This is a genomic window from Phnomibacter ginsenosidimutans (assembly GCF_009740285.1).
Classification (GTDB): Bacteria; Bacteroidota; Bacteroidia; order Chitinophagales; family Chitinophagaceae; genus Phnomibacter; species Phnomibacter ginsenosidimutans.
In genome coordinates this window covers 3,047,204-3,061,514 of sequence record NZ_CP046566.1, presented here as the reverse complement: position 1 = coordinate 3,061,514, position 14,311 = coordinate 3,047,204, and the positions used below count along the sequence as shown (strand labels likewise).

Annotated in this window: 9 protein-coding genes; 7 read left to right on the top strand and 2 right to left on the bottom strand. The window is 36.0% G+C overall.

Features of this window, described 5'->3' with window-relative positions; translation table 11 throughout:
* Nucleotide 1 precedes the first annotated feature (1 nt).
* Entirely contained in the window at nt 2-697 is a 696-nt protein-coding gene (locus GLV81_RS13125) for a hypothetical protein (RefSeq protein ID WP_157479267.1), read from the bottom strand.
* Nucleotides 698-806: 109 nt separating this feature from the next.
* Between GLV81_RS13125 and GLV81_RS13120 the strand changes: the two genes are divergently transcribed.
* Both GLV81_RS13120 and GLV81_RS13115 read left to right on the top strand, forming a co-directional pair.
* Nucleotides 807-1,487 (top strand): hypothetical protein, encoded by a 681-nt coding sequence (locus GLV81_RS13120; protein ID WP_157479266.1) that lies wholly within the window; start codon nt 807-809, stop codon nt 1,485-1,487.
* 154 nt (nt 1,488-1,641) lie between these two features.
* Nucleotides 1,642-2,664 (top strand): helix-turn-helix transcriptional regulator, encoded by a 1,023-nt coding sequence (locus GLV81_RS13115; RefSeq protein WP_157479265.1) that lies wholly within the window; start codon nt 1,642-1,644, stop codon nt 2,662-2,664.
* On the opposite strand, the gene GLV81_RS13110 is transcribed toward GLV81_RS13115, so the two are convergent.
* Nucleotides 2,661-3,356: a uracil-DNA glycosylase family protein gene (locus GLV81_RS13110; protein ID WP_157479264.1), complete on the bottom strand. Its 696-nt coding sequence runs from the start codon at nt 3,354-3,356 to the stop codon at nt 2,661-2,663. The two genes, GLV81_RS13115 and GLV81_RS13110, sit on opposite strands and share 4 nt — an antisense overlap.
* A gap of 108 nt (nt 3,357-3,464) precedes the next feature.
* On the opposite strand from GLV81_RS13110, the gene GLV81_RS13105 reads away from it, so the two are divergent.
* The 5 genes from GLV81_RS13105 (at nt 3,465) to GLV81_RS13085 (ending at nt 14,311) form a co-directional block, all read left to right on the top strand.
* Nucleotides 3,465-3,794: a hypothetical protein gene (locus tag GLV81_RS13105; protein WP_157479263.1), complete on the top strand. Its 330-nt coding sequence runs from the start codon at nt 3,465-3,467 to the stop codon at nt 3,792-3,794.
* A gap of 228 nt (nt 3,795-4,022) precedes the next feature.
* Nucleotides 4,023-5,420: a DNA recombination protein RmuC gene (locus tag GLV81_RS13100; protein ID WP_157479262.1), complete on the top strand. Its 1,398-nt coding sequence runs from the start codon at nt 4,023-4,025 to the stop codon at nt 5,418-5,420.
* A 667-nt stretch (nt 5,421-6,087) separates the two neighbouring features.
* Nucleotides 6,088-9,597, top strand: a complete 3,510-nt coding sequence (locus tag GLV81_RS13095) for a DEAD/DEAH box helicase (RefSeq protein WP_157479261.1) — start codon at nt 6,088-6,090, stop codon at nt 9,595-9,597.
* Complete coding sequence (locus GLV81_RS13090; RefSeq protein WP_157479260.1) at nt 9,594-10,835, top strand: hypothetical protein; 1,242 nt, start codon at nt 9,594-9,596, stop codon at nt 10,833-10,835. The genes GLV81_RS13095 and GLV81_RS13090 overlap by 4 nt, the downstream gene beginning before the upstream one ends.
* Before the next feature lie 218 nt (nt 10,836-11,053).
* Nucleotides 11,054-14,311: a DarT ssDNA thymidine ADP-ribosyltransferase family protein gene (locus GLV81_RS13085; RefSeq protein WP_157479259.1), complete on the top strand. Its 3,258-nt coding sequence runs from the start codon at nt 11,054-11,056 to the stop codon at nt 14,309-14,311.

Below are 14,311 nucleotides of genomic sequence, written 5' to 3'. Positions count from 1 at the left end.
ATCAAGATGCCCAGAAGTAGCGGCTTTTTGTATCTGACAATATTGATGGTTTTAATAGCCTATACTCATGAAGTAAAGCTAATAGTTGATGGGCTGCTTTGTAGTTGGGTCTGAAAACGTAATGGGCGCCATCAAAGAATCTATTTTGTATCACGTCCCTAAATAGGACGCCATTTTCATCAGCTGTATTTCTTATAGTTGCTCTTGTATCATATCTATTCAAATTCCAATCCACAACAACTTGATCGGCATCTGCTTTTTTTGCACCCGTGAAAATTCTATATAATTCAGAAAATTGCTCAGCAAACGCCATAAAGCCATAGGTAGGAGCAAACACATAATCATAATAAGTACCTTGATATAACTCACTGCTTTTTCTGAGGATGGTATAAAACTTATCAGCACTTTCGCTTAAATAAAAGGAAGCGAATAGAAGCATCGAATGGTAATCATGTGACGGCAATAGAGATAGACCTTCAGCCGCATTCATTCCTTTAGGGCAAATCCAACCAATCCGATTTTCGGTGCCCGAACGAAAGAATAATATAGTTGGCTTATGACCATCAATGTAAACAATGAAATATAAATAATCAGGGTACTCAGGGTAATTGAAATTCAAATTATATTTTTTATGAAAAGCGTTCATCTCAGTGAGATTGAATATTCGCTCTACTATTGGCAATTGGTCATACGTCATAGTCAAGTGTGTTTGAATCGGTTAATGCAAGAATATATGACGGGATTGTAATGTCATTACAATCAATAATCCGGTAGTAATTCGCCAGTACACACGTAACTTGCAGCAAGTGAAAGTATTCTTAGAAATAGGATTAAAAAGTACCGGTGAGCCTTTTGCAGTTGGCCTCCATGAAAACGAAAGGCTGTTTTTGTCTTTCAGTAATCCAGAAATTCAGATTCGGATTATTACCTCTACAGTACATCAAATAGCTACTCATATTCCTGGGAGTAACTTAGCCATTTGTTCATCCAATAAGGTGTTGCAATCGGTCGGTGAAGATGTCATTCAACGCAATGGCGCCATTTGCATGTGGCGTTCTGCAGAAGGCGATTTGAGCATTTCCAGAGACAGTTTCATCAAGCAAATAACCAATGTGGCTAAAGATCGTAGGAGTCAGTTGTCAAAACAGCCGAATACAATATTTACTCCATTTTTTGTTGTGATAGATGATTTCGTTGATTTACTGCTGGCAAAAAGCAATCTGCAAAAGCAGCGACTAATCGAAGTGATTACTGCTTCAGATAGCACAAACATGCATTTCTTGATAGGTTCATCTAAGAGCTATCTCAGTTTGTCCAGGCTGTTGTTTCAGCATAAAAGGGTAGAGGAAACCAATGATATGCTAGCCAAAAGCATGGAGGCTGTGTTTACTTCAGAAGGCTTTGTGTATGTAAGGTGCCTGAATGAACTTAATTATACCAGGTTGTTTGAATCGAGGTATAAAGCGGATAAAACACCTTCTCATTAGTTTAGAAAGCTTTTCAAAAAATTGTGGTATAATGTTTTTGGAATTGATGTAATGCGTGTTGAGTCTCAAATGAATCGTATACCGGCACATCTGTATATTTGATTTAATCACTTTGTTGTATCAATTTTTTCGAAAAGCCAAACAACTGTCTATTATGAACTTCAGCGACTACCGTTTGCGTGTTATGGATTATCTCTTGTCCAGTGGCAGGAAGATCAATAGCCGAAAGGAATTCGTTTCGTTGCTCAATGATTTGGTGACTGCGAAGGGTGGAGATGAAATAGGTGAGGACATGTTGAGCAAATACATCAAGTCACTTAATGAATTGGCCGATGTTGATAATGTAACAGTTAAGTTCACCGTTTCAGATGGGTATCATTATACCCAAAAGGGGTACAAAGTATTCGAAGATTTTATTTCCGACGAAGACAAACAGCTCTTCACTATTGCGGCTAGTGTTTTTGGCCTTTTCGCAGGGTCGCCATTGCAGGAGAAATTTTCTCAGACTGTTCAAAAAGTGCTGAACGAAAATGCTTCTGGTAGCTTACGAAAGGTGACGGAACAAATTGTTGCTTTTAATGCTGCACAAAACGATAGTGGTGCAATTTGGATTCATCCTTTATTGACCGCTATTATTGAGGGCCGCACACTTTTGATGACCTATAAAAGCATGCGGGATACGGAAGAAAGGAAACGGGTTGTTTCACCATATTTGCTCAAACAGTTTCATGATCGCTGGTATCTAGTCGCATATGCTCACCAATCGAGTTCACCTCATAAAACACTTGTTTTTTCACTGAGTTCCATCCGAAATGTGGAGACTTGTGATGAACCGTATTTTGTGGATCCCGACTTCTCACCAACTGACTATTTCAAATACAGTATAGGTGTTTGGCACTGGCATGAAAAAGCCCCCGAGCTGATCCAATTGGAATTCAATGATTTTATAGCACAAATACAAGCCAATCCGCTCCATCATAGCCAAAAGGCCACTTTAACCAACGATGGCAAATCGCTACTAATCGACTTGTATGTTTATACGAGTCCAGAATTGGAAATGCTGATTCTCAGCTACGGGCCTGCAGTAAAGGTTTTAAAGCCTGCCTGGCTAGCTGAAAAAATGATATCATCGGCCAAGGCTGTCTTGACACTATATGGCAATAAAATAAACGGTTAGATTACCTGCAGAAACTGACGATACAGTCTTTCACGATATGCCAAAGCATAAGGGAGCTTTTTTTCAATCAAGACTATTTCTTCTGCAGTTGGAGGGAAATCTTTAAAAAATCTACGGACCGATCTACCGTTGCCCGCAGGTGTGGGTAATGTATACATGCTAATGTTGCGATTATTCAGGTTCATTGTCTGAATTCTTCTTGCGTTCGGAATTCCTATGATTTCAGTGAATACTCTTTTTGCTACATCACTTGTAAATACAATCTGTTGAATTGAAGTAAGCGAGTCAAGTGTGTTTTGTAGAGCCCGGTTCAGGCTATTAATAGTCAAATCTTGGTCTTTGGAACTGTAACCAATTCTTGAGGCAGATGCGATGACGTCTCCTATGAATATATTTTGTTGTGCAAGTATCTTCAGACACGATTCTGTACTGGAGGGGAATTCAGTTCCTGCAATATTGGCCAGTATTTTCCAGAAGGAATTACCCTTGCTGCCGTAGAAGAATTTGAAATTTGCTTGTTGTGTCCATTCTGTTCGTTTGGTTACACCTGCTGCTTCAATTGGCTCAGATTTGGTGAGCTCATAAATGGGAAAAGTGCCCAGTAGAAGGGTAGTGAAACTTCCATGATGAAAATTTGCTTTAGACATTTGGATATCCAAATAAGGATGAGATTCTACTTCATTTTGAGGCATAGGTCTAATTTTTTGAGAATGTAAAAGTGTAGCGCTGCATTGTAATCTCATTACAATCGCCAATTAGAATTTCGAGGTATACCATTCTATCAAAACATCAGCCATCGAATGTTTAGACTGATCATTGCTACTTCTGAGAGCTTTCACGATTACGCATTTCTGTCAGCTACCGTTGATGAATGGGTAGCTCTTCACAGCTTAGAATCTGGTTATAGCGGGATTCAAGTACTCATTTGTCCCAAAACCGACCCCAATGGTTTGATATTACGTTATGCTTGTAGGCGGGGCTATCCAATAAAATCATTGAGATCGATGCAACTATTACTTAAAAATGCCAATGGGGCCGCCATTTTTTGGGATGGAAAGGACAAGGTATTCAACAGGCTAATTCTTCAGGTTGAAAAAAGGCTTGTGAAACTTTTGATCGTATTTGGATGAATAAGCAATAGGAGAATTCAATATGGCTTCATGCATTTTGGCCATTAAATATCGAAAGCTACTTTGGGTTGATCTTCATTATGAATTAAGGGAATGCCAATGCTGGTGTTTATTATGTTTTGCTACCTCAAAACTGAGAGATGAAACTGTTAATCTTATACATCTCTCAGATCGCAGATAGGTTGCATTCTTCCCGAATAAGTTTGTGCTATTCTCAAATACTAACTTATGACGAACGAACTGTTGACGACTGCCTTATTAGCCCTTATGGCAGGCGCTGCTGCCGCTTGGTTGATCAGCAAGATGCTGATGAAGCAAAAGCTTACCAGCGTTGAGCAGATGCTCTCGCAGGTAACAACCCAAAAAGAGGAGCTCGAAAAAAACAATGTTTTGCTACGGATGGAACGTGACGAATACCTGGCCAGTACTAACCTGGCTCAGGGTAAACTGCAATTGCTGGAAGCCGAACAGCAGAAGTATTTCGATTTACAAACAGCGTATGCTGCTGCACAAAATCAAACAACCATGCTGCAAACGCAGCTAGCTGCAGCCAACAAAGCGCTTGAAGACAAGCAACGGGAAATGCAGGAAATGGGTGCCAGCATGCGTATTCAGTTTCAAAATTTGGCCAACGACATTTTAGAAACCAACTCCAGGAAGTTTGCCGAAACAAACGACAGGCGCATCACAGAAATACTGCAGCCGCTGAAAAATGAAATGACTGAGTTTAAGAAGAAAGTGGAGGACACCTACGATAAAGAAAGCAAGGAGCGTTTTTCATTGTCTGCCGAAGTAAAACGTCTGGTGGATGCCACGCAAATGATAGGGCAAGAGGCAAACAACCTAACCACTGCCCTCAAAGGCAACAAGAAGCAACAAGGTAATTGGGGCGAAATGCTATTAGAGAGCATCCTCGATCATAGCGGACTTACCAAAGGGCGGGAATATTTTACGCAGGAGTTTATCAAAGATGCTGCAGGCAACATCATAAAGGATGAGCACGGCAAAGGGTTGCAGCCGGATGTTACCCTCCATTACCCGGATGGACGAAAGGTAATCGTAGATTCCAAGGTATCATTGCTTGCCTGGGATCGCTATGTGTCTGCGGATGACCTTGCTGAACAAAAGCAGGCCATGCAAGAGCATATTCAAAGCATCTATAACCATGTCAATGGGTTGAGCCGGAAAAACTACCCCAAGTACGCACTGGCACTCGACTACGTGATTATGTTTATGCCCATTGAAGCGGCATTCCTGGAGGCCATGAAAGAGGATACCCAGTTATGGAAATATGCTTATGACAAACGCATTCTGTTAGTAAGCCCCACCAACTTACTGGCGGTGCTCAAAATCATTGCCGACCTCTGGCGTGTAGAACAGCAAAGCCAAAACGCCATCGCCATTGCAGAAAAAGCCGGGGACCTCTACGACAAGTTTGTGGGCTTCACCGATACCCTGCAAGATGTGGGCAAGAAAATAGGCGATGCGCAATCGGCTTACGACATCGCTTTCAAACAACTCAGCACCGGCAAAGGCAATTTGGTTCGCCGTGTGGAGGAGCTGAAGAAAATGGGGGCTAGTGCAAAGAAACAATTGGGCGACGCAATGCTGGCTGAGGGGGAGTAAGATGATGCGAAAACGTTGAAAATACCCTGGCCAAGTATCCGCGGTAAAAAATAGCTTTTCTGATAATTCTTCAGCCTGATACACTTAAATTGCGTTTGACAAACCTCATTATCCCTGCTATCATTCGATTTGTGATGTTTTGGCCTGACACTTTTTGCTTTCACCCAATACTGGTGTCAGCTCACCGGCAGTGTATTAAAATAGTTAACCATATTTTTCTGACAATTATTGTTTGAAATCGCAACAAGTTTTGTTTTGGTGATAGTTGTAATAGTCTGTATGAATTGCTTTATCTATTTATTTTTAATTGGCAGATGCGATTATCTAAGTATAATTGAAAGGGTATAATATTTATTATTTCATTGTAAAAGGATGCTTTCGCATTAACTGGTTTAAGAAAAATTTCTCGGAATTGTATTTGGTAATACAACTACAATTTAAAATACTTATTTGTATGCATTTTGCTAAGTATAAAATACTATTAATAAATTATTTATGAAGCATCTATTGGAAAGACGTAAGCCAGCAGAACCTGCCCGTTACCATCAAGTACCCCGAAATGGTGGCCGAGATATTCCCATACTTCACCCACGACAAACTACCCGACCACGGTAAAGAGATCCTTTGGTTTTTATAAAGTGATAAATCAAGAAAAAACAAAAGGCTTATGTCAACAATCAACAGCTGGAAAGCATTTATTAAAGCTCAAGAAATATTCGTTAATCAGTATTCAGAACCATTTGCAATTGAGTTTAAAAAGACGGATAAAACTGGATTGGCTCACTTCACAATCGAACAAAGAAATCCCCTCTCAAGTATTATTCATTCATTAGAAAAATCCTTTCCTGGGATTTTACAAAACGATATAAATATTAAGGATGGCTATTTACTGTATAACTCATCCAGAAGTCCACAGCATACAGATGAATTAAAAGAAGTAGCGGATGCAAATTATTTTGAGTTTGATTATAAGCCATGTTTTTCAGGTCATGTAAGTTTAAAAGAAAATCCATACAAATGGTTAGCTGACATAAATGAGCAACAGCCTAACAAGGAAGGTCAAATAGTTGCCACTCTTTCAGACATAAAGCGAATTGATGATAAAATACAAAGTCTAAATGGCTTTACCCGTTCAGCTGTTATTGGAGGCATCTTTAAAATCCAGCCTTCTAAATACTATATACAAAAGCAATATGAAATCGCAAGTTCATATTTAATTCAGACATTAGGTATTCAATCTGTCTCTTGTCACGGTCATTTTGCCAATCTGATTATTCAGGATATATTTTTAAGGGAACCTGCACTAAACTTTATAAAAGAAAACACTGCTTATCACAAATCTCACCATCGCTTAATATTCACAATAAAGGAAGATTTATTTCAGAATTTTTTGGATACAAGAAAATCTAAAAAGATATTCTTTTCTTCTGAAGATAAGAAGAACGATAAAATGGGTGTGATTCTCCCAACACCAATAAATAATGAATTTCACCTAACATTTGAATCAGATATTACTTTATCAGATTTTCGTTTTGAGATATTTCATTACAAGAAAGTATTTGAACGATATTTTGGTCCCGATTCTTTTACTATAAAGCACCAACACATATTTCAAATTGATAGAAGTTTATTTTTGGAACATTTCCAAAATTCTGTTCAGGATGAACGCTTTAATATTAGCGTTGAGAAGGAAACAGTTTCATTTGACTTCACTAATGAAGATGAATTAACTTCTGGAATTGAATATTTATCAGCATTACAGATTGCAGATATTGACAACAAGGGAGCTGAGCATGGTTTTAAGATAAAGTTACAATATGCCTCACCTTTATTGGAAATACAGGAGGAATTACAGCAAATACCGGCCATCAAAACTAAATTGTCTAACAATGGTTTAAAACTATCATTCTTCTGCTTTTTTGACAATCATGACTTGTTGCAATTACTTGTTGCAAAAATAAAAGATTCAATTGATCCGCTATTGAATGATAATATGCAGTATGTATTTGAAGAACTGCAAGAAGGCAAACTAAAATATTTTCTAAACTTTAAACAAGAAGAATTTGAGGCTGAAATCAATAGCAAATTTAATTACATAAGAGGTGAGGAAATTTCTTTGTGGGATGATAAAAAGCCTGTCCCTTTCGGGAATATTATAAAGATTAGCTATCCCAATATTGTGATTGAAATGGAATCAATGAGGGATACAATTTGTGTTCCAGATACTTTGACTAAAGTTTGCTGCACTTTAAAGGGCGAAAGGGATAAAATAAAAAGACTATCAAATACAATTGACATTATATTTTCAATTACTAAGCAGAAGATATTAAATGAAAGCCTCCGGGATATATTAGTGGATTCATCAAAGGCCAGAAGTTTCCCTGGTGATATTTTACGTACTGCTGAATACGAAAAAACAATCAATGAAATTGATGCTTCATTGCTTTCGAAAAACATTAATGACCGGCAAAAAGAATCGATTGCAAAGTGCCTATTGGCAAATGACTTTTTTCTAATACAAGGTCCTCCCGGTACTGGAAAATCTACAGCAATTGCGGAGTTGATATGGCAACACATCCGTTCTAATATTTCTGTTAAGAAAGAGCCATATAGGATTCTTGTCACATCAGAGACTAACCTTGCTGTTGATAACGCATTAGATAAACTCCGGGCCCAAACACATTTATTAATTAAACCAATTAGGTTTGGCTCTGATGACAAATTGGATAAAGAAGGAAGAAGATTTTCATTGGAATCCCTCAAACAATGGGTTCTATTTGGCAATAAGGAGTTGACTGAAGATAAATCAGCTACTAATATTTTACAAGACTGGATTACTTTAATCGGTAATAGGGCAAGGAGAAAACAAACCACATTTAACAGCGATTTATCTGAAAAGTGGATAACCTATCTGACAAAGGCAAATGAGCAATTACGGTCGTTATTTTTTAATAACTACATACAAAATGCTAATGTAATAGGAGCAACTTGTAGTTCAATTGGTAAAGAAAATTCAGAACAGAAATTTACAAGATTCTTCTCAGACTATTGCAATGTATTACACACCAAAGAATATGATGCTTTTCGTCATTCTATAAATAAGAACACTATTGCTGCATTAAAGAAAAGAAACATTGAGTTTGATCTTGTTGTACAGGATGAGGCGAGTAAAGCCTCACCTCCTGAATTAGCATTACCATGCCTCTACGGAAAAAAGGCTGTTGTAATTGGCGATCATAGACAGTTGCCTCCAATGGTCGATACTGCTGAGTTTATCGATAATCTTAAAATGATGTCGAAAAAAACGAAAGATGAAAAAAACAGAAGGGAAATCAGTGACCTTATAAGTTATATTAAGAAAAACAAAGAGGAATTTTCAGTATCCCATTTTGAAAAGTTATTTGTTGGAATTGATAAAAACTTAAAGTCCTCATTTAATGTCCAATACAGAATGCATCCAGCGATAAATGAAACTATAAAACAGTTTTATATTGCTGACGGAGGTTTAGAATGTGGTATTCCAGATGAGATAGCCAATTCGGAAGATATGTCACATCCGCTGAATCGCTATCATGGTGTTACAGCCAACAAACAAACACATGTTATTTGGCTTGATGTAGTATCACCGGAAATAAAAAGCGGTACATCCAGAGTTAACTATGGAGAAGTTCAGGCGATTGATTGGCTTTTAAGTTATTTCAAGAAATCACCCGGATATAAAAACTTTGTGGATTATTGGCCATCAGGTGATATAGAGCAGAAGCAAATTGGCATAATTACTTTCTACGGTGCTCAAGCTGGGTTACTAAATAAGTTGAAGGATAAGTATCCCGAAGTTCCGCTAAGAATCTCGCCAGTTGACCGTTTTCAAGGCATGGAGAGGAATATTGTAGTAGTATCATTGGTTAGAAGCAATTCCATAGCTGAATTTCCAAATCAGGCTCCTAATATGGAAGCGTACCCAGAGAATGGTTATCCATCCCAAGAAAGTTTAGGGTTTGCAGAATTTCCCAATCGTCTGAATGTGGCATTGTCCAGGGCAAAAAGGCTACTAATAATTGTTGGCAATTCTCAGCATTTTAGAAAACATGCCATTTATAACAGGGTTTATGAAACAATTCAGCAACATCCTAATGGTGCTGTAAAATCATTTGATGCCAAATCCTTAAAACAATGAATCTTATAACGATAAAAGAGGACTGGCCAATTAGGGTTGCAAAGCATAAGGTGCTTTTTAGAAAGGCATATCCTCTCACTGAGTTTGACAATATTATTCTTTCATTTTTGTACTTGTATAATGATACAATTGGTTATAATGAATTAGGCTCCATTTTAGGTTTTGCTGTTGAAGCCAATGAAGAGGAGCAGGTGTATTTTGACATAGCTGAAGCTGGAATATTCTCTTCATTACTTGATACACTTACAGAATATCATTTGATATCAACTCATAAAAATGAAGATGGTAATCTGATTATTTCTACAACCCATTGGGGGTTAGAAGCAAGACAAAAAGGAGTTAAGCACTTGTTTTACGAAGGTGTTATCAGTTTTAATGAGCATTATCTTCTCTTTGACTGGGAAAATTTTGACAATCTATTTCATTTTTCTAAGTATGGCCTTTTTTCTGAAATATATAATTCGAAGGAAATAAAGCCTTACTATTTTAGTCCTGAAGACCAGCATGAAAATGTATTTCTTCACAAGGCACTTCTAAATTTTAATTCAGAACTGGAAGAGAATAAGAATATTGAAATTCAATGGGTAAATGAGGCGGTGCTTAATTATGAAAAAAGTATTTCACACATATCCCTTTCCTTAATAAAAGAGGATGAAGTTTACAGAATAGAAGTAGTTTTAAATGACAAACCTTCGCCTGAATTAGATGAAATAATTTTAAAAGAAGCAAATTCAAAATTGTTTGCTGATTGGCTTCTGTTGCTCCGTTATCAGTTATATCTTAGAGATATTAAAGAAATACATGCGGCAGATATTTCCCAATTCACCAAACATGTCAATTGGCAAACAGTGCTGTGTGATTCAAGAGTAGTATGGGATAACAATTGGTTTGAATTGTTATCAAGTGAAGAAGTTACAAGTAACGCAGTATGGTATCAGGTAATACAGAATTGTCCTGATGAAGTATTGATATTGAATATCGAAGCTTATGCGGATTACTGGGACTGGTCTCGCCTTTCAAAGAAAGTTGAAATACCATACATTATAAATACCATCAATCAATTTCCTTGGGATATTGATGTGTTTTTGGAAAGAATTGACCAAAAAGAACTGGAACAGTTATTAACAACCATTATTGATGTTTATGCAATTGAAGATTGGAAAAAAGTTACAAATAGAGTTTCATTTGAATTTATCGAAAGGGAAATTCAAACATTACCTTTGACCTTCACACGCTAATATCTTTTGGAGAAATACAGTCAGGCAATTTAATTCTTAATAACCCCCAGCTAAGCTGGGATTGGTCACTTATCTGCTCTACGTATTCAATAAATTATTTCATTCTAAATATTGAAGCTCTATTTCCATACATTGACACTATTGCAGTAGTTAACAGGTTACTTAAAAATGAGTCTGATTTTAAATTATCATTCAACGACCCTAAATTCGGTTCTTATTTGATTAATTCTCTCAAAAGAACCAACTTCAAAATTGGAAGGGATCAGGATGTAATTTTAAATTCAGAAATATTTGAGTTTCTATCTGACAATGACTTATTGTTTTGGGGCAATGAAAAGATTCCGGGAATTGAAGCAAATCAAAATCTCAAGTGGTCATCAGTCCTATTTGAAAAATTTAACAACTTAGTTAAAAATCAAGCCGGCTATGAAAATGTATCCCATTCTATTGATAATATCTCTATAGTTGAGTTAAATGAAACATTTCCTTGGAACTTTAGTGCTATTTGTAATCGTAAAGACTTAAAATGGTCTTCTGAATTTATTCGCAAGCACCAAGATAAATTAGCATTAAATATTTTAATCAATAGTGTTCCATCGGAACTTGTGGCTGATAATTTGGCCTTCTTTATTCAATGGGCAGTTGAAAAAGAGATGCTGGTGATAATATCAAAGCATGTATCGACTGAATTTACTTTTGAACAAATACTATTAAATCGGGAACTCCTTAATTCTCATAACATAGCCATTAATTGGGTTTCAGTTCTTAGAGAGGCATCGGTAGAATCTCTTAATGAAATTGTATTATCGGATGAGAATGAATTATTACAATTGCCATCTGCTGAAGGTCTAAGGAATTATTTATCAGAAAAATGTGAGCTGGATTTCATCCTTGATAATCCTGACCTTTTCTGGGATTGGAGTTTGGTAACTAAAAATAGAATAAGCTCTGAGCTATTATTGGATGATGATTTTCAAGTTGAATATGCTTCATACATTCATTGGCCTTATCTAATTGATAAATTCGTTTCGGCAATCGACTTGACCCCAACAAATAAATTACAATCGCTGGCAGTTTTGATTTCACAGTCACCAGAATCTGTTATAAATGAGTCATGGTCTGTTATAACAAAAAAAATATTGCCTAACGACCTTTGGAAATTTATTCAAGAAACTATTCAGTTTGATATTTTCACCTGGGACTGGAATTATATCAGCTCTTCAAAAGTTATCCCAATTGACCATAGTTTTCTATCAACATATTCAGATAAAATAAATTGGAAGGTACTTTCAAGCAATAGTACTCTTTCTTCTTTTTTTCAATTCAGTAAAGTAGTTTATAGAGACACAAGACAATGGCTGGATAGAACGCTTGAATATCTTTATGCATATAAGGATGAATGGGATTTTACTGCTCTTAGCTCGATAAATAATATTACTTGGAATGAACGAATTATTTCAGAATTTGAGGATAAATGGGATTGGCATATACTATCATCAGCAAGTGCATTACTTACAAATTCAAATAAAGAAAAAAGAATTACTGAATTTGATTCAAGACGCTTAAATAGGTTTTCAAGCCTAATAGATTGGGGTGCATTATCAGTTCGTTATGAAGTAACATTATATCCAGCTTTAGTTAGCAAGTTTATCAACTATCCTTGGGATTGGGAAAAACTATCTTCTCACCCACGTTTTGAGTTGACAAAAGAATTTGTTTTAGAAAATGGCTCAAAACCCTGGGATTACCACGCCTTATCTTCTCATAGTTTCTTAAAAGTAGACAAAGAGCTTTTATTACAACTTCAGGATAAAGACTGGGATTACAATTTGCTTTCAAAGGCAAGTTGGATTGACAATGATACATTGCTTACACTTTCAGATAAACAATGGAATTGGTCGCTTTTGAGCAGTAGTAAAAATTTACTCTTTGATCTTAATTTGTTAAGTCTGTTTGTACAGCACACTGATTCAAATTGGCATGCCATATTGAATAGTGATTCCATACATATTACACCCGATGTTATTAAATTATTTGTTTCAAATAATGTTTTGAATAACGATCTGTGGGCTACTCTTTCAAGTCATCAAAATTTAGACTTTCAACAGCATCCAGAATTATTATTAGAATATAAAAGCAAATGGGATTGGATGTCTTTTATCAAAAATTGGAAGCTGGATTTTAATGACATAACCATACTAACTACTTATCAAGATTTAATAGAATGGAATTTGCTTTGCGAATCAGAAAAATTCTCCCCATCCCCTGAAATACTCCTAAAATTCAAGGAGTTTTTAAACTGGAAGATCATTTCAGGTATGTTAGTTTTTGACATAAATGGGTTGCGGCTATTTAAAGACTTTTTGGATTGGGAATATATTTCTCAAAATACATCAATCAATTTCACAGTTGAAATGGTTGATGAGTTCATGATGTATTGGGATTACTTCTATCTGCAAGAAAACATTTCAATTCCCTTATCCATAAGAGAGCATATAATTCAAATAGTGAACAGTATTCCTGAATTAGAACTTTATTTAAATCTAAAATCAAAGCAATCAAGTTGGTCAGGTTACATTTATCATTTTACACACCTTACAAACGCAATTGAAATAATTAAGAATAAAAAGATACTCAGCCGTAATAAGGCTATTGGTTTTGCAGATGCAGCAGGTGCTGTAGTTGGCAGGCGACATACAGCTCATGAATTTGCAAGATTCTATTTCAGGCCACAAACACCTACTCAGTTTTATAATGAATGTTTGGGGTTAGATATAACCAATAAATATTATGAAAGTGCGTTAAGATTAGGATTGCCTAAATGTCCCATTCCTGTTTTTTTTCGATTTAATTTACAGGAAGTTTTATTGAAGTTGCGTGGTAAATGCTATATGAGCAATGGTAATATGCAAACGAATTGGGCGGTAGTAAAACCTGTCTTGCAAATGTTATCTAAGTTTAATTTTAGTGATGTGTATAGCACTATATTCAATACATCTGATGGCGACTATAGAACTTATATTAATTATTCACAACAAGAATTTTTAATAAAAGATGAGTTTGATTTTACCAGCTTCATAAATATTGATATTATAGTAAGAAGCGAGAATGATAAGGATGAATTGATAAGAAGGATTGGTGAAAAAAGTCAATACGCCAATAGAATCAAAGTATCTTCTTATAGTGATGATATTTACCACAATCAGAACAAAGATATTGAATGTGAATACCGTGATGGCATATTGAATATTTCAACGGATTACAGTGGTAATGGGTACAAATCTGGAATGTTTATCGTTCAATTCCCATCCGGCACAAAATATGAAATGATAAGTGGGAATGTTATCAATGCAACTGAATCAATGATATGTGCATATCCAAGTTTGAATATCAAATTTGAAAACCACACTTCTTTGAAAGTTTACTTTCAGGATGAAATTAAAAATACAAAATGGGAGCTATATAATCTGAATTGA